Genomic DNA, 21765 nt, shown 5'->3' with positions numbered 1-21765 from the left:
TGGCCGGAGGAGTGCTCGCGGGCGAGTTCGGAGACGAGGGGGTGTAGCACTGTGGCCAGGGTGTACGGGGAGGCGTGATGGGGCTGTGAGAGTGACGCGCAGAGGGGCCATGCCACGCCTTACACCTCGAACCCCTGTAGCCAGGAAGGTGCTTAGAGATTCCGCGGGTAGAGGACGAGGCACGTCATGTTCGGCGGGCTGGCCGTGTGTCCCAGCGTTGGCTGGTCCAGGCTTCCCGGATGAGGTGTCGGATCACGATGTTCGCGGTCATCAACGCGAGCAGGGCGTTGATGACGACCGCTCGACGTTCCGTGCAGGACAGGGTGAAGTTGAAGCCGCGGCTGTACCAGGAGTTGGTGCGCTCGACGACCCAGCGGAGAATGTGGTTGATCGGGATCACGACACGACGCACTCTCATCGTGGTTGCCGAGCACGATTGATCGGCGTGCTTCTCGTACGAGCCGCCGAAGACGAGTTTCGCGACGAGCTTGTCGAACACGATCCGGTCCGGGATCCGTGGGTTGTGACAGCCCCACGGATGTGTCTCGAGATGCGGTGGCAGGAGGGCCTCGAACTCGAACTGGACCCACAAGGGCTCGATCGCCCATGCTTCGACGGTGGGCACAGGCGCTCCATTTTCAGATGTAGAGATGTAGGAGTCCCACGTCAAAACGGATCCCGGTGCCCGCGTCACATCAGCCCGACGCCCCTAGCCGCGAAATCTCTTACCAATTGACCAATCTCAGGAGCAGTCGGTGGACGTCAGCTACTTCGGTGCCCACGGGCACGTTCCGCTGCGCGTGGCCCTGCTGCCGGCCGGCGGGCATCCTGCTCACCGCGCCGGCGGGCCGACCACAGGGCTGTGAAGGTCGAGGCCAAGGACTCGTCGAAGCCCGGCGGTAGCCCGGACTACCGGGAGCCCGCCACAGGGCGCGGCTTGTAGAAGGTCTCCTCCAGGTAGGCGGCCTCGTGCGGCTGGTAGGGCTCCTCCAAGTAGGCGGCCTCGTCTTCGTCGAGTTCGACGTCCACCGCGGCGACCGCGTCGGCCAGCTGGGCCGGCTTGGTGACCCCGACGATGGGCGAGGTCACCGCCGGGTTGCGCATGACCCAGGCCAGGGCGACCTGGGCCGGGGACAGACCCCGCTTGCCCGCGATCTCGTGGACGCGCTCGGCCACTGCCTGGTCCTCGTCGCGGTAGAGGATCTTGCCGCCCGCGTCGGTCTCGGCACGCGCCGTGGCGGTGTCCCGGGCCCGCGTCAACCTGCCCCGCGCCAGCGGGCTCCACGGGATCACGCCGATGCCCTGGTCGACGCAGAGCGGGAGCATCTCCCGCTCTGCTTCTCGGTGGATGAGGTTGTAGTGGTCCTGCATCGACACGAACCGCGTCCAGCCGTTCAGGTCAGCCAGGTACAGGGCCTTGGCGAACTGCCAGGCGTACATGGAAGAGGCTCCGATGTAGCGGACCTTCCCGGACTTGACCGCGTCGTGCAGCGCCTCGAGGGTTTCCTCGATCGGGGTGTCGTAGTCCCAGCGGTGGATCTGGTACAGGTCGATGTAGTCGGTCCCCAGTCGCTTCAAGGAGGCGTCGAGCTCGGCGAAGATCGCCTTGCGGGACAGCCCGGCGCCGTTCGGGCCGGGGCGCATCCGCATCCAGACCTTGGTGGAGAGAACGACCTCCTCGCGCCGGGTGAAGTCCCTGACCGCCTGGCCGACGATCTCCTCGCTGCTTCCGGCGCTGTACCCATTGGCCGTGTCGAGGAAGTTGACGCCGCCCTCGAGGGCCTGCTTGATGATGTCCCGGCTGGCGTCCGCGCCCAGCGACCAGGGCTCGCCGCCCCGGTCCGGCTCGCCGAAGCTCATGCAGCCGAGACTGATGGCGGAGACTTCCAGTCCGGTCGTTCCGAGTTTGATGTATCGCATGCTTCCGAACCTAGGAATTGGAGTGCGCTCTAACGCAATACGTCTCGGTCCGGAATTCGCAGGCGTGGGGCCTGTGCGCCCTGTCAGGTTTCGACCGTTTCGGCCAGACGTACCAGAGAACCCAGTGGTAGCGAGTAACAAACTGTCAATTCTCGGCCGGCGCGCCTGGGCCAATTCGTCTGTTGGCCGCCGACGGGGCCCGCCTTACTCGGCCTGGGTACCGGAGCCCCTCACCTCGACGGTCGGACGCACGATGACGACTGGACACGTGGCGTACAGTGCGCACTGCTGACTCACGGAACCCAGCAGCGCACGACGGAAGCCGCCCAGGCCCCGGCTGCCCACCACGAGCGCCTCGGCGCCCTCGGCCTCACTGAGCAGCGCCTCAACGGGATTGCCGTGCATCAGACGCTGTCGCACCTGGGCAGCGCCGGACTCGCCAAGGACCTGGTGCAGCTGGTTGACGAGGCCCTGCTCGGCGATCGTCTTGTCGAAAACGGGGTCCACCGCCGGCGCGGACCAGCCGTGCGCCCCGGGCAGCTCCCAGGCAGCCACTGCCACCACGTCACCGCCGATCAGCTCGGCATGCTGGACCGCCCAGCGAAGCGCGGCGTGCGACGAAGGCGAACCGTCGACGCCCACCACGACGCGCAGGGCCGAATCCTGCTCTTCCATGGTATATACCCCTTCCGCTCGCATGCACGTCCACACTCTGCGACACGGGGGCGATCCGCCATACAAGCGCCGCCGACAGGTAGACCCCGCCTCGGCGCCGATCCGGCGCGTGGGTGGGATGCGGTGCCGGTCGGGAGTCGCGGAGTGGCTGGCGGCGCGGTGTCATGTGGGGAGCAGGGTGCGCAGTGCCCGCGCTTGGCGGGCGTGGGCCGGAGAAGGTGGTCCGCGTCGTTGTCGAGACCTCGCGATCACGTGCAGTAGTTTCGGCTGATCTGGACCGGCGCCAGAGCTCACGGCGGCAGCTGACTTTGCTGCCCCGCTTACGGGAAGTCTGCGAGGCCGCCTGACAGGCGCTGGCATCGCTGAAGACGGATCGGGACACCCGCATCTGCGAGGAGCGCAGTCATGAAGCGTCGACGCACAGGGACTGAGCCGGTAACCGCCCGCAGTCCCCTGCGGTTGCGGCTTGTCCTGGCTGCTGGCGCGCTGGCGTTCTTCACTGCGGCGGCGGTGCGACTGGCGATGGGAGCTCGCTCTGCCGGGCCGCGCTACTCCCCCAATACCACCGTGCTGGTGGTACTGGCGGCGGTGTGTGGCGTTCTAGCCCTCGTCGCATTGTTAAATCTCGCGGTGATCCTGCGCCGTATGCGGCGTGTGAGGAACGATCGGTAGATGCTGGTGAGCAGCCGGGTTCATGGCGACCGACCCGTCATGCGCCGCGAGGTGGGGCCAGCGGGAGAAGGCGATGGGTTGGCCTTGGGGCTCAGACGGTGTCGGGGCACGGCTGGGTCCCCACTTCCACAAATCCCGGACGCGGTTGCATACGAGTGAATCGTTCCAGCCGCGTGCGTGGACCAAAGCCGACCACTCGGACGTGACGGACCGGGGCGCCTCTCGGCCGCATCTGCGGCAGGCGGGCGTGGTCGAAGCCCGGCAGGCTGGGGGTATGAACGAGGAGCGCGGTGTGGACAAGGGTGGTAACAGGCCTGAACTACATCCAGATCGAGCGCAGCCTGACGTGGGGGAGTGAACGCTTCCTGCGGGAACAGACCTCGCCGAACGAGCACGAAGGGCCAGCAGGAGCAGCCGGTACGCAGAACACGGAAGAACCGAACTGAACCCCTGCCACCCTCTCTGCAGCGCCGCGTCCGGCGGGCCGAGGCCGGGCACCGGCCTCGCCCAGCACTCCCACTCCCTGTATGACCGGCGCTTGACCAGGGCTACCTCCTCCCGCCAGGCGACCAGGCGGGCAGGCACGGTAGGGGCTACGGCGGCGTCCAGCCTGCTCAGGTGGTGAATCCGCGGTGCGGTCGCGGCCGGGAAGTGCTGCGCCTCCGGGGTGGCAGGGCCGGTGTCGCGCACACCGTTCTCCTCTCCTGCGGGCTGCGGGCTGCGGGCTGCGGGCTGCGGGCTGCGGGCGCGGGTGTCGGCCACGGGTCTCCGGTCGGCCCACCCGGCGATAAAATTGGGTGAGCCGAACACATCCGCTCCCACCGGTGACGTCACCGCTGTCCACCGGTTCGGGGCCAAGAGCGGTCGATCGATCTGAAGGGTGCCGTCATGGCCGAACAGATCACCTATCGCCGAGTCTATGAGGAGACCTCGCCCAAGGACGGCAAGCGGGTACTCGTCGACCGGGTCTGGCCGCGGGGCATGCGTAAGGAGGATGCGCACCTGGACGAGTGGCTACGTGACGTCGCCCCGTCGAGCGAACTGCGCAAGTGGTACGGCCATGAACCCAGCCGCTTCACCGAATTCCGTCGCCGTTACCTGGCAGAACTGCGCGACGCCGGGCACCGAGAGGCGGCCGAGCATCTGCGTGACCTGGCGGTGCACGACAAGCTCATGCTGTTGACCGCCACCAGGGACGTGGACCACAGCCAGGCCGCTGTCCTAGCCGAGTGGCTGACCAAGAAGCGGTGACGAACACACGAGGGCCTCAAGGACGGCGAGCCGCGGATTTTGAACGTCAACGGCTGGTGCGGCGGAGCGCACGGTGTGCGGCGTTGTGTCGTCGGCGTGGCCTGCACTTGGCCATCGCGGTCACCGTCGACCATACCGACTCGCACTCTGACAGAGGTGGCCGAGTCCGCGTCGGCCGTCACCGCCACCGAGGACCTCGCGCTGGTCCGTGGGGGCCGCGCGGACGAGCCCATTCCCACGTAGGCGCCGTTTTGAGGGATCGATCTTGCGCTGCTAGAGACGTGAAGAGGGAAAATCGTGCGAACGAACATCATCCGCAAGGAGCGCATGAGCGTCAGCTACGACATGGTGAACGGCTGGACGGTTGTTGAGATCGACGGCGATGTGGACGCCCACACCTCCCCCCTGGTCCGCGAAGCAGTGATCAGGCTCGTCGATGAGGGACACCGCCACTTCGTCCTGGATCTGAGCTTCGTATCTTTCCTGGACTCGATGGGACTGGGCGTGATCGTGGCGGTCACAAAACGCATCCGTGAACGCGAAGGCGCACTGCGGATCGCGGCCGCCTCTGCCCGGATAGTCAGGGTTTTCGACATCAGCGGCCTGCGTGAGGCTTACGAGATCCACCCCTCACCAGAAGAGGCAACGCGCCAGGCTCCCTCGCTCGGCAGGCTCGCGCACTGGCCCCGCCCGGCAAGCTGAGAAACGCTCACGGGACGACCTGCTTCTGCTGCGCAGCGTTGTCCAAGCCACGCCCGGCTCGAAGCAGCGAGTCCAGGCTTGAGGCCTCGCGCCGGTGAGGGATGGCGAGAGGTACGCAACCCGAAGCGGGTTCACGGATGTGCGTGGGGTTCCGTCTCCTCCATGGCGTGCAGGGCGAGGGTGGAGTGGGCGCAGGCGCCGCCGGCGCGCATCTCGGCGGCGACCCAGATCGCTTCCATGATCTCCTGAGGGTCGGCGCCCTTGCGCCGCGCAAGACGGGTGTGCCCTTGGATGCAGTACGGACACTGGGTCACGTGGGCGACTGCGACGGCGATCAACTGCTTGGTCTTCTCCGGCAGCGCTCCTTCAGCAAAGACGGCGCGACTGAAGTTGTCGAACGCTTCGTTGATGGCTGGGGCGAGCTGGACGCGTCGCTGGCCGATCTCAGGGGGGCCGGGTGGTAGACGGCTTCACTCATGGGTGCCTCCGCTAGTCCGTGTCAAGGTGTCGGGTGGGCGCGTCACATCGGTCGGTGAGCGGGCGAGACGCTGCTATGCACGGTGGCGAATGACAACTGCGCTGCCCGGTACCGCCATAGAGCGAGGTCACGGCTGTCCTCCTACACGACGATGCGTATCGGCTGTTCGAGCAGTGCCTTGAGGTCGGTGAGGAAGGCGGCGCCGGTGGCCCCGTCGAGGGTCCGGTGGTCGATGGACAGGGTCAGGGCCATCACGGTGCCGGCGGCGAGTTCGCCGTCGCGGACGACGGGTTCAGGGTGGGCGGCTCCGACGGCGAGGATGGCTGCCTGCGGGGGGTTGATGACGGCGGTGAAGTGGTCGATGCCGTAGGGGCCGAGGTTGCTGATGGTGAAGGTGCCGTCGGCGAGATTGTCGAGGCTGAGGTGCCCGGTGCGCGCCTTGTCGGCGAGAGCGCGGGCTTCGCGGGCGATCTCGGTGAGGGTCTTGCGGTCGGCGTCGTGGATGACGGGGACGGTCAGCCCGTCGTCGAGGGCGACGGCGATACCGATGTGGATCCGGTGGTGGTGCAGGATGCGGGTCTCGTCCCAGGAGGCGTTCATCTCCGGGTGGGTGCGGAGTGCGGTGGCGCACGCCTTGATGATCAAATCGTTCATGCTCACGCGAGGGCCCTGCTCGCCGAGGCGCGCGTTGAGGTCGGCGCGAAAGGCAAGCAGCGGCTCCACGTCGACCATGGCGGTGAGGTAGAAGTGCGGGGCCTGCTGGGCGCTTTGGGCCAGGCGCTGCGCGGTCAGGCGGCGCACCGTGCTGAGCGGGACCACCTCGGTGTCCTCGGTAACGTCGGCGGGCACGGAAGGCCGCATGGAGGGTTGTTTCCGCTCGGCTGCAGCCGGTTGAGCAGTGGTGGGGGCGGGGCCCGATGCGACTTGGCGCCGGGCGACGGCCTTCTCCACGTCGGCGCGGACGATTCGGCCACCGGGGCCGCTGCCGGGGATGGTGGCGATGTCGATGCCGTGTTCACCGGCGATGCGCCGCGCCAGCGGGGAGGTCGGTACCCTGCGGGGTTCTGTTGGGGGTGGCGGGGGACTCACTGCGGCTGACGGAGGTGGTGCGGCCGGTGTGGGGACTTCGGACGCCGGTTCCGGTGGAGTCGGCTGTGCTGCTTCAACCGGAGGCGTGGTGGGCTGCTCGGGCGCGGGCGGCTGCACGGCCGTGGCGGACTGATCGCCGATGACCGCGACCGCGGTGCCGATCGGTACCGTGCTGCCCTCGGGGACGAGGAGGCGGGTCAAGGGGCCCTCGTCGTAGGCTTCGAGGTCCATGAGGGCCTTGTCGGTTTCGATCTCGGCGATGACGTCGCCCTTGTGGATCTGGTCGCCCTCCTGCTTGAGCCACCGGGCGAGCGTGCCCTCCTCCATGGTGTCGGATAGGCGGGGCATGAGGATCTCGGGCATGCGGGGTCTCCTAACCGCGGCCAGATGACTGGGGGCTGGGCGTGAAGCCCGTGGCGTCGAGGACCTCGCGGACCACTCGGGTCAGGGCGGCGGCGTCCGGCAGGGCGGCCAGTTCCAGGGGCTTGGCGTACGGGAGGGGGACTTCGGCGGCGGCGACGCGGCGAACGGGGGCGTCGAGGTGGTCGAAGGCCCCTTCCTGGATGGTGGCGGCGATCTCCGCGCCGATGCCGTAGCTGAGCCAGTCGTCCTCCAGCACGACGGCTCGGCCGGTCCTGCGGACCGAGGCGCACACGGTGGCCCGGTCCAGCGGGCGCAGGCTGCGCAGGTCGACCACCTCGGCCGAGATCCCCTCCTCCTCAAGCCGGCGGGCGACGTCGAGGGCGATGACGGCGGCACGGGAGTAGGCGATGATCGTCACGTCGCGGCCCTGCTTGGTGACGGCGGCGGTGCCGATCGACACGGTGTGGTCGCCGTCGGGCACCTCGCCCTTGGTGTTGTACAACGCCAGGTTCTCCAAGAAGATCACCGGGTCGTCGTCGCGGACGGCGGAGGCGATCAACCCCCTGGCGTCGGCGGGCGTGGAGGGAGCGAGGACCTTCAGCCCGGGGATGTGGGCGTAGAAGACCTCCAGGTTCTGCGAGTGGGTGGCGGCCAGTTGCTGCCCGCCGCCGCCCGGGGTGCGGATTACCATCGGCACCGACACTTGGCCGCTGAACATGGAGTGCAGTTTCGCGGCGTGGTTGATGATCTGGTCGATGGCCAGCAGGCTGAAGTTGATGGTCATGATCTCCACGATCGGGCGCAGGCCGAGCATGGCGGCTCCGATCGCGGCGCCTGTGAAGCCTTCCTCGCAGATTGGGGTGTCGCGCACCCGGCGTGGGCCGAACTCGGCCAGCAGCCCAGCGGTGATCTTGTAGGAGCCTTCGAAGACGCCGATCTCCTCCCCGATGAGCAGCACGTTCTCGTCCCGCAGCAGTTCGGCACGCAGTGCGTCGTGCAGGGCCTGCCGGTAGGTGATCGTCTCGCCCACGGGTCACGCTCCGTCCTGTGCGCGGTTAATGGCCTGCTCGCAGGGCAGTGGATCGCCCGGCAGGCCGGGGAAGACGTTTGCGACCTCGGTGGCGTACAGGTGGTCGAAGAGGGTTTCCACACCCGGGGCCGGGCCTGCGTCGGCGAAGTCGACCGCAAGGCTGACCTGCTGGTCGGCCTCCTCGTCGATGCGGTCCGCCGACTGCGGGGTGAGGATGCCCTCCTCGATCAGGCGGATCCGCAAGGCGGGCACCGGGTCCTTCTCCCGCAGCTGGGCGGCCTCTTCCGGGGTGCGGTAGCGGGCTGGGTCGACGACGGAGTGTCCGCGCAGCCGGTAGCTGACCGTCTCCAGCAGCCTGGGATGGTGCTCGGCGCGTGCCTGCTCCAGCGCCATCCGGGCGGCGTCACGCACGGCGAGTACGTCGCCTCCGTCCACGCGGGTTCCGGGGATGCGGTAGGCGCAGCCGCGCCGGAACAGCTCCGGCTCGCCGGCCGCCGCCGCAACGGGGGTGCCCATCCCGAGTTGGTTGTTGACGATGACGTAGACGATGGGAAGGTGCCATACGGCGGCGAGGTTGAGGGCCTCGTGGAACGCGCCGATGTTGGTGGTGCCGTCCCCGAGCAGGCACATCACCGCCTCGCTGCCGGATCCGGGCTCGCCGCGGTAGGAGATCGCCAGCGCGGCGCCGGTGGCCAGGGGCAGTTGGCCGCCAACGATGCCGTAGCCGCCGAGTAGCCGCAGCTCGGTGTCGAACAGGTGCATGGAGCCGCCGCGTCCGCCGGACATGCCAGTGGTGCGTCCGAACAGCTCCGCCATCACCCGGCCCGGGTCGGCGCCGCGGGCGAGGGCGTAGCCGTGTTCCCGGTAGGTGGTGAACAGGTAGTCGGTGGATCGCAGTGCGGCCATCAGCCCGACGCAGGTGGCTTCCTCACCGAGGTTGAGGTGGCAGTAACCGCCGATCTTCGCCCGGGTGTACATCTCCGCCGCCCGCAGCTCGAAAGCTCTGATCAGCGCCATCTGCCGGTAGTAGCCGCGCAGCACATCGGCCTCGCTGTCGGAGACCGTACTGGCGGGTGCGGGGCGGGCTGTGCCCGCGGTGTCGGCGGCGGGATCGCGGCCAGGTGTCGGTGAAGAGCTCATCGTTCGCGGGATTCCTCGCGTCGCGTCGGTGCGGTCTTGTTTCAGCTGCCGGGTGGTGCTTCCTGGACGGCGAAGCGGTCGGCGGAGGCGTGGCACTTGGGGCAGCGCTCGGGTGGGCGGTCGCCCTGGGCGGTCTCGCCGCACACCTGGCAGGCCCACTCGGTGGTCAGCAGCGCGACGATGTCGGAGCGGCTGATGATGCCGACCAGGCGGCCGCCGGCCAGCACGGGGACGCGGCGGATGCGCCGCTCGACCAGCAGGTGGCGGACGTCGTCGACGTCGGTGTCCTCGGTGACACTGATCACCGTCCGGGTCATCACCTGTGCGGCGGTGCCTCCAGGGCGGCCCAGCAGGTCGTACTCGCTGACCAGGCCCACGACCGCGCCGGCTGCGTCGAGTACGGGGACCGCGCTGATCCGGCGGTCGTGCAGCACGGCCGCGATTTCGGGCACCGGGGTGTTCTCGGTGACCGTGACCACCGGTGCCGTCATGATCTCCTTGACGTTCATCGAGCCCTCTCGGTCGCTGTGCGGGGCGGGCCGCATCAGACCAGAGTGGCCGTCGAGTGACGGTGCCGCGAGGCGGAGATGCGGTGTTGAGTTGGCTCATGGCGCCTGGCCGGCGCCCAGGACGGAGAGGGCTTCGCGGACCATCTGGTGGGTGAAGCCCCACTCGTTGTCGTACCAGCTCATGACCTTCACGAGTGTGCCGTCCACCACCCGGGTCATCGCGGCGTCGATGACCGACGCCCTGGCGTCGCCAATGATGTCGGTAGAGACCATGGGTTCCTCGGCGACGGCGAGGACGCCGCGGTATCGCTCGCTGTCGGCCTCCTCGCGGAGGAGGTCGTTGACCTCCTCCGCGGTGGTCGGCCGGGCGGTGACCATCGTGATGTCCGCGATCGATCCGACCGGCACCGGAACGCGGATTGCCACCCCGTCGAAGCGCCCTGCCAGCGTGGGCAGCGCCCGGATGGTGGCCAGTGCCGCCCCTGTGGACGCGGGGACCATGTTGATGCCGGCGGCGCGGCCGCGCCGGACGTCCTTGCTGGGGCCGTCGACGAGCTGCTGACTGGCGGTGTAGGCGTGGACGGTGGACATGATCGCCCGTTCGATCCCGATCCTCCGCTCCAGCACCTCGACCACCGGAGTGATGGAGTTGGTGGTGCAGCTGGCGCACGAGATGACCTGCACGCCGTCCGGAGCCTGGTTCACTCCGGGAACCACGGTCGCGACCGTCTCGGTACGCGCTGGAGCGGACAGGATGACAAACCTGGCTCCGGCTTCGAGATGACGTCGCAGCTCTTCCTCGCGGCGGAAGGCCCCGGTGCATTCCAGCACCAGGTCGATGCCCAGCTCCCGCCACGGCAACCGGGCCGGATCGCGCTCTGCGAACACCGGCACTTTGAGTCCGTCGATGCTCAGCGCACCGTCGGTCGCCGTGACCATCTTCCCGTAGCGCCCGTAGACGCTGTCGTGCGCCAGCAGGTAGGCGAGGTTGCCTGCCTCGACGAGGTCGTTGAGGGCGGCGACCTCAACGCCGTCGGCGTCCAGCAGGATCTTCAGCGCGGCACGTCCGATGCGTCCGAGCCCGTTGATGGCGATCTTCGGCATGTCAGACATCCCTTCGCTGCGCACGTGCCCCCCTGCCCGTCCTAGCATCGCCAGCGAGGCTCCGACCGGTGGAACTACGCCACCTGGGGGGCGCCATACGCGGGCGAGGACCGGCGGACACGTCCGCAAGGTCCCGTGAGTTGCCCGGAAGCCTCACGCGGCCAGAGGGAAAGGCATGGGGTGATGGCCGGCGACCGCCACCGCTCCTTGAAGGCTCCCCAGGGCCCGTGGGGAAGGTCGCATCTATGTGCCGTCCGGTTAGGTCCTCTCGGCTCTGGCCGGTCGCCAGCAGGTACCCCAGTTGACATCGGCACTCGACGGTCCTGGGCTCCGCCGCCCGGGTTGCCGGAGGCGGGGACGCCGCTGACCATGAGTGCGGGCGGATCTCCGACCGTGACGGTGGCCGCTGGAGCGCACGCGTGCGGCGCGAGACGGGAACCGATGGTGGCGGTGAATGCGAAGAACCGGCCCGGGGCGACACCGGGGTGCGGGCGCGTCGCAAAGACCGGTCGTGGCAGAGAAACGATCGTCGCCTTGACTTTCGCCATCGTGGTGATCAACGCCGGGAACCGGCTCGCTGCAGGACTGCGCGCACCGGTCACCAGCCTCGACCTGCCGCAGAACATCCCTGGAGTCAGCCGATCCTGAGGAGTGTCTTCCGTGACCGCCGACAGCTTCGCCGCCCGAGCACCACTTTCCGCAGCCGGATCCTCTTTCACCATCTACCGGCTCGACGCGGTCGAAAGGGCTGCGCGGCTCCCGTACAGCCTGAAGGTGCTGTTGGAGAACCTGCTGCGCAACGAGGACGGCCATACGGTGACCGCCGACCAGGTCAGTGCTCTGGCCAACTGGGACCCGACCGCCGAGCCGGCCACCGAGATCCAGTTCACCCCGGCGCGGGTACTGATGCAGGACTTCACGGGCGTGCCGTGCATCGTAGACCTGGTGGCGATGCGCGAGGCGCTGGCTGCCCTGGGTGGCGATGCGGAGCGCATCGACCCGCTGCGGCCGGTGGAACTGGTCATCGACCACTCCGTGATCGCCGACCACTACGGCGTTCCGGAGGCGTTCCACCGCAATGTCGAATTGGAGTTCCGGCGCAACGCCGAGCGCTACCAGTTCCTGCGTTGGGGCCAGAACGCCTTCGACAACCTGCGCGTCGTCCCGCCGGGCACCGGCATCTGCCACCAGGTGAACCTGGAGCACTTGGCACGTGTCGTTTTCGGCGAAGACGGGGTGGCCTTCCCCGACACCCTGGTCGGCACCGACTCCCACACCCCGATGGTCAACGGACTTGGCGTACTCGGCTGGGGCGTGGGCGGCATCGAAGCGGAAGCGGCCATGCTCGGCCTGCCCCTGAGCATGCTCATCCCCCGGGTCATCGGAGTGAAGCTGACCGGCGCACTGCCCGAGGGCAGCACCGCCACCGACCTGGTGTTGACCATTGCGGAGAAACTGCGCGCCCACGGCGTGGTGAGCACCTTCGTAGAGTTCTACGGTCCCGGCGTGGCCGGCGTGCCGCTCGCCAACCGGGCCACCATCGGCAACATGAGCCCGGAGTACGGCGCCACCTGTGCGATCTTCCCCATCGACGACGAGACACTCACCTATCTGCGGCTCACCGGACGCAGCGCCGGTCAGGTGACGCTCGTCGAGGCGTACGCCAAGGAACAGGGCCTGTGGCACGACCCCAGCCACGAGCCAACCTACTCCGAGACGCTGGAGTTGGACCTGTCGGCTGTCGTGCCGTCGATCGCCGGCCCGAAACGCCCGCAGGACCGCATCCCGCTCGCAGACGCACCGCATGCCTTCCACGCCGCACTGGACGGATATGCCCGATGGGACCCCGCACCGGTCGGGCTGGACGCGAGCAGCGCGGAATCCTTCCCCGCCTCCGACCCCGTCGCGGTGACGGGTAACCGCCCCGGGGACGCACCCGCCCACTTCGAGAGCGCCCCAGCCGCGGACGACCCGCCCCTGAACCCCACCCGCCTGACGCTGAAGGACGGCCCCAGCGTCGAGATCGGTCACGGCTCGGTGGTGATCGCCGCGATCACTTCCTGCACCAACACGTCCAACCCACAGGTCATGGTCGGCGCCGCCCTGCTCGCCAAGAAGGCGGTCGAACACGGGCTGGGGCCGAAGCCGTGGGTGAAGACTTCCCTCGCCCCCGGCTCGAAGGTCGTCATGGACTACTTCGCAAGCGCCGGCCTGGTCCCGTACCTGGAGCAGCTCGGCTTCGACCTTGTCGGCTACGGCTGCACCACCTGCATCGGAAACTCCGGCCCGCTGATCGACGAGGTGGCACGCGCAGTGTCCGAACACGATCTGGCGGTGGCCGCGGTGCTCTCGGGCAACCGCAACTTCGAAGGCCGCATCCACCCCCAGACCAAGCTCAACTACCTTGCCTCCCCGCCGCTGGTGGTCGCCTACGCACTGGCCGGTTCGATGACCGTCGACCTCACCCGCGACCCGCTCGGCACAGGAGGCGACGGCAAGCCGGTCTTCCTGCGCGACATCTGGCCCAGCCAGCAGGAGGTCCAGGACGTCATCGCCTCCTGCCTGCGGCCCGAGATGTTCACCCGGGACTACGCGGACGTTTTCGCGGGCGGCGAGCAGTGGCGGGCCCTGCCCACCCCGGAAGGCGAGTTGTTTGCCTGGGACCCCAACTCCACCTACGTGCGCAGGCCGCCCTACTTCGACGGCATGAGCCGTACGCCCGAGCCGTTGCGCGACATCGAGAGCGCTCGAGTGCTGGCCCTGCTCGGCGACTCGGTCACCACTGACCACATCTCGCCCGCCGGCGCCATCAAGCGCGGCTCTCCCGCAGGGGAGTACCTCACCGGCCACGGCGTCGCACCGAGGGAGTTCAACTCCTACGGTTCCCGGCGCGGCAACCACGAGGTGATGATCCGCGGAACCTTTGCCAACATCCGGCTGCGCAACCTGCTTGCACCGGGCACTGAGGGAGGCGTCACCCGGCACTTTCCCGACGGCGAGCAGACCACCATCTATGACGCGGCGACACGGTACGCGTCCGAGGGCGTGCCGCTGCTGGTGATCGCCGGAAAGGAGTACGGCTCAGGCTCCTCCCGCGACTGGGCGGCCAAGGGCACCGCCCTGCTGGGCGTGCGCGCTGTCCTGGCCGAGTCGTATGAGCGCATCCACCGCTCCAACCTCATCGGCCTGGGCGTCCTGCCTCTGCAGTTCGCCCCCGGCCAGAGCCGGGAGTCCCTCGGCCTGACCGGCGAGGAAAGCTACACAGTCCGCGGCCTGGCGGGCGGGGAACTGCCCCAGGAGGTCACGGTCACCGCCGTGGGCCCGTCCGGCATGCTGGAATTCGCGGCCCGTGTCCGTATCGACACCGCCACCGAGGCCGACTACTACCGCCACGGCGGCATCCTGCCCTACGCGCTGCGCACCCTGCTGCCGCCGGCGTGAGCCAGCACCGCTGCACCTAGGCGGTTTCGTTTGGATCAGTCGGTCGTTGGTCCGGGTATGCCGTTAAGCGATGTGCAGTGGGCGCGAATTGAGCCGTTGCTCTCGGCCGGATGCCGAAGCGAGGTGGCCGCTGGCGTGACCACCGGGAGGTGATCGACGCGATCGCCTTCAAGTTCCAGACCGGAACGCAGGGGGTCCACCTGCCGGAGAAGTACGGCAATTGCAGGGGTGTTCACAACCGCCTGCGGATGTGGGCGCTGGATGGCACGTGGGAGCGGGTCTTCACCGCGCTGATGGCCCAGGCCGACGCCGACGAGGACCTGACCTGGGCGGTCTCGGTGGACTCCACCATCGTGCGAGCTCACCAGCATGCGGCCGGGGCCCGCAAAAAGGGGCCCCGGCCACAGAGCCAACCGATCACGCCATCGGCCGGTCCCGCGGAGGGCTGAGCACGAAGATCCACCTCGCCGCAGATGACTGCTGCCGACCCCTGGCCTTCGTTCTCACCGCAGGACAGGCCGGTGACGCGCCTGCCTTCACAGATGTCATGGCCCGCCTACGTGTTCCCCGCCGCCGCGGAAGGCCGCGGACCAGGCCGGACGTGGTCCTGGCAGACAAGGCGTACTCCTCACGCGCGATCCGCGACCACCTGCGCAAGCGCGGCATCGCCACCCGCTACGAGAAGACCGCAACCATCTACCTCGCCGGACTTCACGTCGAGGGAATCTTCCTCTGGTCCGCCCGATGATCCAAACGACAGGTCTTAGGTCACTGGGACTCCGGCTTGCCGACGGTGTTTCCGCGGGGGAGTCGGAGCCTTCGGCCGCTCAGGGCTGGGCGGGTGCGGGTCTCAGGTCAGTGGGGTGTTGGCCAGGACGCGGCGGAGGATGCTCCAGGAGAGGTCGGAGTGGGTGGCGAAGTGCCTCTGGTCTTTTCCGTCCTCGTCGATGTAGTCGAAGGAGTCGCGGGAGTTACTGTCGCCGTCGTGGTGCTCGACGGCGGTCCCCTCCGGGTTGAGGTAGACGTGGAAGCTGGCACCGAATTCGTCGGTGGAGTTCATGTAACCCGGACCGGTGGTGCCGTCGCCACCGTTCATCGGGCAGAACACCCGGTGCACGGCGTACGTGTCCTTGGAGAGCCAAGCACACTGTCCGGGCGTGAGGGTGAGCAGCCCGAGCTTGGTCGCGTTCCAGTCGAGGTGCTCGTAGACCATGACGTCGAGCTGCCCGGCGAGGCAGAAAACGATGCCGGTGGTATGGCCGTGGGAGTGGATGGGCGAGTAGTGCTGTGCAGGCCAGATCTCCAGGACGACGGGCGAGCCGATGTCGCCCTCCGGAAGGTCCTTGGAGTCGAGGTGGCCGTGTTTGGTGGCCAGCTCGTCGTAGTGGCCCCGGCCGCTGCAGGCGACGCGGATGTACGGCGGGTGGGAAACGTCGTCCCCTTGCTTCGCGTGCAGGATTCGCCGCAACAGCCCCATCTTGCGGCCGGGTTCGCCGGGGGCGAGGTGATGGCGCAGCGCTTCGATTTCCCAAGCGGACAGCCGTAGGTCCTCGGCCTTGCGCGCCAGGTCCATGACGGCCGGCGGGATCATCAACTGTCGGGCGTACTCGTCGAAGGAGGTGGCCTGTCCGATCACCAGCGACGGTACGGCCTGAGCTCCCTGGAGGCGCAGTTGTCGTTCCTCTTCCTTGGTGATGTGGAAGGGGTGCTTGGCCCCGGTGGACTCCGGGGGGTCGGCGGGGGGCTTGGTGTCGGTCATGCTCATGAGAGGGCTCCCTGGTGTCTTCCGGCGGGACGCGGCGCACGGATGCGACACGTCGTGACTGCGGTAGTGAGCGACTTTCACCTGGCCAACGAGCCGGCCTGGGTGCACGTGACGGCGCCTTTCAGCCAGCCCACTTCGGGTTCGGGGATTGAACACCTACGCATGAGCCGGCACGGGCCCCGAACCCCCGAAGCGTCGGCGGACCCCGGTACATGAACGCCGCAAGACCACGACTCCCCCTGACCGCGGCTGCTCACTGACGAGAATCCGCACAGTGATGGTGTCGTCCCTCAGGGCACCTCCCTGCAGCCCGCCGACCAGATCGCAAAACACCGTCGACCGCGCTGCATCAACAAACGCAAAGCAATGGTGCGGCCTTGCCACCCGATACGACAATCACCGTCGACCAAGCAGCACTCCACCTCGCGGCCATCCACATCTGGACCGCATGGTGATCCGAAAGAAACGGCCTGGGCGACGCCTGGTGCCCGACGGAAACCAGCCGACGTGGCTCACCGGCCGACCGCGTCGGGCAGGCGCACGGCGAGCAGGGCGACATCGTCGTCGAACCTCTGGCCGCGCTCGGTCAGTACCTCGTCGCAGAACGCGTCCAGCGGGGCGCGGGCCAGCTGGGAGGCATGCGCGGCAAGTGCACGCAAAGCGTCGTCGATGTCCTGGTCGCGGCGTTCCACCAGGCCGTCGCTGAACAGCAGCAGCGTGGTGCCAGGTGCCAGTGGGTGTGTGTGGTCGAACCGGGGCACGGACGGGTCGATACCGACGGGAATGCCATGGCGGGCCGGGGCGAGGTAGCGGGTGTGGCCGTCCGCGGCGACCAGCAACGGGGGCGGATGTCCAGCGTTGGTCCAGCGGAACGTGTACGCGTCCTCGCCCTCGCCGCCGCGCTCGATGCGGCCGAGCACCAGCGTGGCGGTGGGCGGATCGCCGAACATGGTCAGGGCCATGTCGAGCTTCGACACCACCAGGCTGGGCGGCCCGCCATGGTCGTAGGCCAGGGCGCGCAGCATGTTGCGGATCTGCCCCATCACCGGGGCGACTTGCACATCGTGGCCGGTAACGTCGCCGACGACGACGCAGGTCGCCCCGTCTGGCAGCACCACGGCGTCGTACCAGTCCCCGCCGAGTTTCGGCAGGTCCGACGCCGGCTCGTAGCGGGCACAGACCTCGATCGGCGCCAGATCGGGCAGAGTGGGCAGCATACTGCGCTGGAAGTGTTCGGCGGCACGGTTGAGCTGCCCGTACAGGCGGGCGTTCTCGATGCTGACGCTCGCCGCGCTGGCCAGTGCGGTCAGCAGCACCTCGTCGTCGTCGCCGAAGGGCGTTCCATCCGTCTTGTCGGCCAGATATAGGTTGCCGTAGACCGTGCCGCGCACCATCAGCGGCGCCCCCAGCAGCGTTTTCATCACCGGGTGGCCGGGCGGGAAGCCGACGGCGCGGGGGTCGGTCAGGATGTCCGCCACCCGCAGCGGCTGCCGGTCCGCGACCAGCCTGCCCAGCAAGCCGTGTCGCTGCGGTAGCCCCACGGCGGCCGTGAGCTGCTCTGCGTTCACCCCGACCGTGATCAGGTCGGCGAAGCCACCGCTCTCGCCGAGCACGCCCAGTGCGCCGTAGCGGGCGCCTACCAGGTCGGTGCCCGCTTCCACGATGTGGTGCAACACCGCCCGGGTGTCCATGTCGGCGCTGATGGCCACCACGGCGTCCAGCAATCGTTGCAGCTGGCGCTGCCCCAAAGCGTGGGGCCGGGGCTCAGTCCTCGGCGCGTCCGGGGATTGCGCCCCAGCCGATTGCCGGGTCTCGTCGCTCGCCGCCGTTTCAGGCATGGAAGTCTGCTCCGGCCGCCGCCTGGGATTGTGCGCCATGCCTGCTTCCTCCCTGCGCCGTCGAGTGCCGTCAGCACCTGGCCGCCTGTTCGCCAGCCTACGGCCTTGCCCGAACGGGGAGCAGCCCACAACTCGCGCTTGACGCGTGGAGGCCCCAGCTCAGGAATCAGGTGCCTGTACCACGGACAACCAGGACGGGACAGGGGGCGTGGGTCACGCAGTGCTGACTGACCGAGCCGAGTAGGACGCCGGCAAATCCGCCGTGCCCGCGGCTGCCGACCACGAGTAGTTCCGCGCCCCGAGCAAAATCCACCAGGACACTCGCAGGGTGCCCCTTACGGACGTATGAGCGCACCCCGACGTGTCCAACGTGGGGCAGTGCATGCTCAAGCGTGTCGGCAAGCTTTTCCTTGGCGATCTTCTCGAAGTCCCACTCCTCCGGTGGCTTCGGCACCCAGCCGAATGTAGTAGGGAATTCCCAAGCGATCACAGCCGCCACGACCGCATCGAAGCCCTTGGCATGTGCGACTGCCCAACGCAACGCAGCCATCGACGACTCCGACCCATCCACACCGACCACGATCCGCCGGTCAGGTCTGTCTGGCATCTCGTGCATATAGACCACCTGTCTTTTTCAAAGGTCAACCGTCTACTCGCCGAGTATGTATGCGCTGCCGCGCAGAAACATGGTCCCGTGCGCGCGTTGGGAAACGGACTGATTATTGCTATAAGAGCCCGGCGGGGGCTCGCCCTCGTCCGCGCACGGCCAGCGGCTGTCACTGCGCCAGTCGGCCGCCGTGCGGCCGCACCGCCTCCGCGCGGACGAACTCTGCAAGTCGGTGCTGCGCCGCTGTACGACTGCCGTCCCCCATACGCCCCTCGTCCACGCCAGCACCGGCTGCCACCAACAACACCCCCGGCACCCAACAGAACATCACCGAGAAGAGAAGGGAGACTCGTGAACGCGCCTGACGCCGAACGGATCGCCGGCGCCGAGAACCAGAGGCATGAGGACGGAAGGCTTCGCCGACGAGCTATACGGCCTGCCGCCGGGGAACCCCCACCCGTGACGAGCGTGCCAGGACCGCCCGCGCCGCAGGAGACCGGCAGTTGGCCGAACAGATCCGACACCTGCGCCGCCCCACCCTCTTGGCCTGGGCTAGCAATCTGCTGGTGCGGGAGGCGCGGGAGGAGGTCCAGTGTCTGGGACTGGGCTCACAACGGCCACCTGGCCTGCGAAGGGAGTTCCTTCGCCGTCCGGTCCCGCTGCCCGCCAGTCGAGCTGACCATTCGCACCAGCGGCCTCGAGGCTCGGCTAACCCCTGCGTTGCTCGCAAGTCAGGGGCGTGCCGACGGGCGGCATCGGTGGCTCAAGGTCAACGCCGGCGGGCGACTCCAACCGCGCGGATACAGCGACTGCTCAAGTGCGGAATGCATCCGGTGCGCACGCGGCCCAATCGCGCGCCCAGTCCTCTGGAAGTCGATCGCCGGACATCAGCTGGCCGACGTCCAGCCAAGTGAACAGCTCGTCGTACGACGCGACGGCGTGAGGTGAGATCCGTCGGTAGAGCATACGAGGATGCAACTGCGAGGGTTCCGTTGCGCCGAGCGCGGCCATGATCTCCATGGCGCTGTGCACCGTGGCCTGTTGAAAGCGTTGGACGCGCAGGTACTTGTCCGGCACATAAAGCGCCCGTGTCCGGTGGGGGTCCTGCGTGGCGACACCCACGGGGCAGGTGTTGGCGTGGCAGCGTTGTGACTGGATACAGCCGACTGCGAACATCATTGCCCGTGCCGCGTTGGTGTAGTCCGCACCCTGGATCAGCCGTTTGACGATGTCCGCGCCGGTGGCGACCTTGCCGCTCGCCCCGATGCGGATGCGGTCCCGTAGCCCTGTGCCGACCAAGGCGTTGTGGACCGTGATGAGCCCTTCGGTCAAGGGTGTGCCGACGTGGTCTACGAATTCCAACGGGGCGGCGCCAGTACCGCCCTCTGCGCCGTCCACGATGATGAAGTCTGGCGTGATGTCTTCGGCCAGCATTGCCTTGCATATTGCCAGCACTTCGCGGCGGCTGCCTACGCACAGTTTGAAGCCAACCGGTTTTCCGCCTGCCAGTTCGCGCATCCGGGCAAGGAAGAGCACCAGTTCACGTGGGGTGGAGAAGACACGGTGATAGGAGGGGGAGATGACGGTGCGGCCCTCTTCCACCTCACGTACACGGGCGAGCTCCGCATTGACCTTCACCCCCGGTAGGACCCCGCCCGTTCCGGGCTTTGCACCCTGGGAAAGTTTCAGGGAAACACAGCGGACACTCTCCCACGCTGCCTTCCGGGCGAATTCCTCGGCGTCGAAACCTCCGTCTGGGGTGCGACAGCCGAAGTAACCTGTCCCCACTTCCCAGACCAGATCCCCGCCATAGCGGGTGTGGTATTCAGAGATTCCGCCTTCTCCTGTATCATGTGCGAAATTCCCTGCGGCGGCACCTCGGTTCAGGGCAAGGATTGCGTTGCCCGACAGAGAGCCGAAGCTCATCGCGGACACATTCAACAGCGCCATGTCGTAGGGCCGGCCACATTCGGGCCCACCCACGGTCACCGTGACCGGGCTTTCGGGCACGCGGCAGGGCGCGACGGAATGTGCGAAGTACTCGTAGCCGGGCTCGTACACCGACAGTTCGGTGCCGAACGGGTCTACGTCCGCGGTGCCCTTGGCGCGCTCATAGACCGTCGAGCGGGTGTCCCGATCGAATGGGCGCCCATCGTAGTTCCGCTCGATGAAGTACTGCTGGAGCTCGGGCCTGATGTCCTCCATGAGGTACCGCAGATGCCCGATCACCGGGTAATTGCGAAGTACCGAATGACGTTTCTGTGCGAGGTCGTACGTTCCCGTGACGGCTGCTGCAAGCAACGGGCCGGCTGCGCACCACCACCATGGGGAGAGGCTCAAGGCGGCGACCACTGTGAGCGTCGCCGTCAACACCAATGCGAGCACAGCGATTCTGCGGTTCATGGCACCTCCGTTCCCGGTCGCCTCCGACGTGCGCCGACCGGTTGCAGGCGGACGCAGCAGTGACCGGGACTGGGCTCAAGGCATGCCTGGAGCCTGCCTTCGTCGAGTCTGGCAAGGACGCCGCGGAGCAGATGGAGGTTCATTCCGCACACTGTCTGGGTGTGTTCGCGTGCAAGCGTGTGGAAGGGGCAGTTGCCCAGGACGATGGCGTCACCTTCACGGAGGGGTTCGAAACCGTTCCTTTCCAGCAGGTCGAACACATCCGTCTGCTCCGGTCCGGCGAGCTGTATGCCCAGCTCGTGGGCCTTTCGGTGCAGGACAGCCCGTACCGGTTCGCCTGTGGCTTCGGATTCCTCCAGGGCCTGGGCGAGAAGCCGCCCAGCTACCTCGTAGTGCCGCTCGGGCAGGCTGACAGCGACCTGCTTGGTGGAGCGCTTGTAGAGCTTGGCGGGCCGTCCGGCTCCCGGGCCGGTCCGGCCGCTGCGCCGCTCGTAGACGACGTCGAGCAGTGATTCGTCAGCTAGACGGTCCAGGTGGAAAGCCGCGGTCTGCCGGGCGAGGCCCAGGGCCTTGGCGGCTTCGTCGCGACTGACCGGCCCCGGCTGGCGCACGACGTGATCGTAGAGCCTCCTGCGGGTCGGCTCGTCGAGCGCGGCGACGGCGGAGACGCCGAGGCGGAGTGCTTCTTTCGGGTGGCCCACGAACCCCAGTGTAAAACCCACAGTCATTGATTAAAGAGGAAATCCGCGTCTCTATCGTTAATGAGAGTTGACGGTAG

Annotated in this window: 19 protein-coding genes and 1 pseudogene; 6 read left to right on the top strand and 14 right to left on the bottom strand. The window is 67.9% G+C overall.

Features of this window, described 5'->3' with window-relative positions; translation table 11 throughout:
- Positions 1–184: 184 nt before the first annotated feature.
- From CP981_RS01375 to CP981_RS01365, 3 genes are all read right to left on the bottom strand, one after another.
- Positions 185–625, bottom strand: a complete 441-nt coding sequence (locus tag CP981_RS01375; RefSeq protein ID WP_085926648.1) for a hypothetical protein — start codon at positions 623–625, stop codon at positions 185–187.
- A 284-nt stretch (positions 626–909) separates the two neighbouring features.
- On the bottom strand, positions 910–1920 hold the full coding sequence (locus tag CP981_RS01370; RefSeq protein WP_085926647.1) for an aldo/keto reductase: 1011 nt from the start codon (positions 1918–1920) through the stop codon (positions 910–912).
- Positions 1921–2124: 204 nt separating this feature from the next.
- Complete coding sequence (locus CP981_RS01365; protein ID WP_085926646.1) at positions 2125–2595, bottom strand: universal stress protein; 471 nt, start codon at positions 2593–2595, stop codon at positions 2125–2127.
- Between the two features lie 405 nt (positions 2596–3000).
- On the opposite strand from CP981_RS01365, the gene CP981_RS01360 reads away from it, so the two are divergent.
- The 3 genes from CP981_RS01360 (at position 3001) to CP981_RS01340 (ending at position 5220) form a co-directional block, all read left to right on the top strand.
- Positions 3001–3267 carry a DUF6343 family protein gene (locus CP981_RS01360; RefSeq protein ID WP_085926645.1) on the top strand — a complete coding sequence of 89 codons (267 nt, stop codon included), beginning with the start codon at positions 3001–3003 and terminating at the stop codon, positions 3265–3267.
- A gap of 888 nt (positions 3268–4155) precedes the next feature.
- Positions 4156–4518, top strand: coding sequence for a DUF488 domain-containing protein (locus CP981_RS01345; protein WP_085926643.1), 363 nt, complete (start codon positions 4156–4158; stop codon positions 4516–4518).
- 297 nt (positions 4519–4815) lie between these two features.
- On the top strand, positions 4816–5220 hold the full coding sequence (locus tag CP981_RS01340) for an STAS domain-containing protein (protein ID WP_244329481.1): 405 nt from the start codon (positions 4816–4818) through the stop codon (positions 5218–5220).
- Between the two features lie 131 nt (positions 5221–5351).
- On the opposite strand, the gene CP981_RS01335 is transcribed toward CP981_RS01340, so the two are convergent.
- On the bottom strand, positions 5352–5579 hold the full coding sequence (locus tag CP981_RS01335) for a carboxymuconolactone decarboxylase family protein (protein WP_244329989.1): 228 nt from the start codon (positions 5577–5579) through the stop codon (positions 5352–5354).
- On the opposite strand from CP981_RS01335, the gene CP981_RS38355 reads away from it, so the two are divergent.
- Positions 5535–5684, top strand: coding sequence for a hypothetical protein (locus CP981_RS38355; protein WP_244329480.1), 150 nt, complete (start codon positions 5535–5537; stop codon positions 5682–5684). The genes CP981_RS01335 and CP981_RS38355 overlap by 45 nt on opposite strands.
- A 155-nt stretch (positions 5685–5839) precedes the next feature.
- Here the strand turns inward: CP981_RS38355 and CP981_RS01330 are convergent, their stop codons facing one another.
- Genes CP981_RS01330 through gap form a run of 5 tightly spaced genes read right to left on the bottom strand, consistent with a single transcriptional unit; the run spans position 5840 to position 10933 of the window.
- Complete coding sequence (locus CP981_RS01330) at positions 5840–7150, bottom strand: dihydrolipoamide acetyltransferase family protein (protein ID WP_208852876.1); 1311 nt, start codon at positions 7148–7150, stop codon at positions 5840–5842.
- Between the two features lie 10 nt (positions 7151–7160).
- Positions 7161–8180 (bottom strand): alpha-ketoacid dehydrogenase subunit beta, encoded by a 1020-nt coding sequence (locus CP981_RS01325; RefSeq protein ID WP_208852875.1) that lies wholly within the window; start codon positions 8178–8180, stop codon positions 7161–7163.
- A 3-nt stretch (positions 8181–8183) separates the two neighbouring features.
- Positions 8184–9320, bottom strand: coding sequence for a pyruvate dehydrogenase (acetyl-transferring) E1 component subunit alpha (gene pdhA, locus CP981_RS01320; RefSeq protein WP_085926640.1), 1137 nt, complete (start codon positions 9318–9320; stop codon positions 8184–8186).
- Between the two features lie 41 nt (positions 9321–9361).
- Positions 9362–9865 carry a CBS domain-containing protein gene (locus tag CP981_RS01315; RefSeq protein WP_208852874.1) on the bottom strand — a complete coding sequence of 168 codons (504 nt, stop codon included), beginning with the start codon at positions 9863–9865 and terminating at the stop codon, positions 9362–9364.
- A gap of 60 nt (positions 9866–9925) precedes the next feature.
- Complete coding sequence (gene gap, locus CP981_RS01310) at positions 9926–10933, bottom strand: type I glyceraldehyde-3-phosphate dehydrogenase (RefSeq protein WP_085926638.1); 1008 nt, start codon at positions 10931–10933, stop codon at positions 9926–9928.
- A 660-nt stretch (positions 10934–11593) separates the two neighbouring features.
- Here gap and CP981_RS01305 point away from each other — a divergent pair.
- The gene (locus CP981_RS01305) at positions 11594–14374 is read left to right on the top strand and encodes an aconitate hydratase (protein WP_085926637.1); all 2781 of its coding nucleotides are present in this window, start codon (positions 11594–11596) and stop codon (positions 14372–14374) included.
- A 57-nt stretch (positions 14375–14431) separates the two neighbouring features.
- Positions 14432–15122 (top strand): annotated as a pseudogene (locus CP981_RS39455) (IS5 family transposase).
- Positions 15123–15224: 102 nt separating this feature from the next.
- Here the strand turns inward: CP981_RS39455 and CP981_RS01295 are convergent.
- The 5 genes from CP981_RS01295 to CP981_RS01275 all read right to left on the bottom strand — a co-directional run bounded on the left by CP981_RS01295 (position 15225) and on the right by CP981_RS01275 (position 21715).
- The gene (locus CP981_RS01295) at positions 15225–16139 is read right to left on the bottom strand and encodes a cupin domain-containing protein (RefSeq protein WP_085926636.1); all 915 of its coding nucleotides are present in this window, start codon (positions 16137–16139) and stop codon (positions 15225–15227) included.
- A 512-nt stretch (positions 16140–16651) separates the two neighbouring features.
- Positions 16652–17851, bottom strand: coding sequence for a PP2C family protein-serine/threonine phosphatase (locus CP981_RS01290; protein ID WP_244329479.1), 1200 nt, complete (start codon positions 17849–17851; stop codon positions 16652–16654).
- Positions 17852–18143: 292 nt separating this feature from the next.
- The gene (locus tag CP981_RS01285) at positions 18144–18584 is read right to left on the bottom strand and encodes a universal stress protein (protein ID WP_085926669.1); all 441 of its coding nucleotides are present in this window, start codon (positions 18582–18584) and stop codon (positions 18144–18146) included.
- 813 nt (positions 18585–19397) lie between these two features.
- Entirely contained in the window at positions 19398–20987 is a 1590-nt protein-coding gene (locus tag CP981_RS01280; protein WP_085926634.1) for an FMN-binding glutamate synthase family protein, read from the bottom strand.
- Positions 20984–21715, bottom strand: a complete 732-nt coding sequence (locus tag CP981_RS01275; protein ID WP_085926633.1) for a helix-turn-helix transcriptional regulator — start codon at positions 21713–21715, stop codon at positions 20984–20986. The genes CP981_RS01280 and CP981_RS01275 overlap by 4 nt, the downstream gene beginning before the upstream one ends.
- Positions 21716–21765: the final 50 nt, after the last annotated feature.

This window comes from Streptomyces platensis (assembly GCF_008704855.1).
GTDB lineage: Bacteria > Actinomycetota > Actinomycetes > Streptomycetales > Streptomycetaceae > Streptomyces > Streptomyces platensis.
Note: the sequence above shows the minus strand (reverse complement) of the source record. Positions and strands in the feature narration are given on the sequence as shown.

Coding starts and splice junctions, on each gene's coding strand:
- gap (WP_085926638.1), bottom strand. CDS start 10,933: ATGCCGAAGATCGCCATCAACGGGCTCGGACGCATCGGACGTGCCGCG.
- CP981_RS01315 (WP_208852874.1), bottom strand. CDS start 9,865: ATGCGGCCCGCCCCGCACAGCGACCGAGAGGGCTCGATGAACGTCAAG.
- CP981_RS01280 (WP_085926634.1), bottom strand. CDS start 20,987: ATGAACCGCAGAATCGCTGTGCTCGCATTGGTGTTGACGGCGACGCTC.
- CP981_RS01360 (WP_085926645.1), top strand. CDS start 3,001: ATGAAGCGTCGACGCACAGGGACTGAGCCGGTAACCGCCCGCAGTCCC.
- CP981_RS01275 (WP_085926633.1), bottom strand. CDS start 21,715: ATGACTGTGGGTTTTACACTGGGGTTCGTGGGCCACCCGAAAGAAGCA.
- pdhA (WP_085926640.1), bottom strand. CDS start 9,320: ATGAGCTCTTCACCGACACCTGGCCGCGATCCCGCCGCCGACACCGCG.
- CP981_RS01285 (WP_085926669.1), bottom strand. CDS start 18,584: ATGCCAGACAGACCTGACCGGCGGATCGTGGTCGGTGTGGATGGGTCG.
- CP981_RS01295 (WP_085926636.1), bottom strand. CDS start 16,139: ATGAGCATGACCGACACCAAGCCCCCCGCCGACCCCCCGGAGTCCACC.
- CP981_RS01345 (WP_085926643.1), top strand. CDS start 4,156: ATGGCCGAACAGATCACCTATCGCCGAGTCTATGAGGAGACCTCGCCC.
- CP981_RS01370 (WP_085926647.1), bottom strand. CDS start 1,920: ATGCGATACATCAAACTCGGAACGACCGGACTGGAAGTCTCCGCCATC.
- CP981_RS01365 (WP_085926646.1), bottom strand. CDS start 2,595: ATGGAAGAGCAGGATTCGGCCCTGCGCGTCGTGGTGGGCGTCGACGGT.
- CP981_RS01330 (WP_208852876.1), bottom strand. CDS start 7,150: ATGCCCGAGATCCTCATGCCCCGCCTATCCGACACCATGGAGGAGGGC.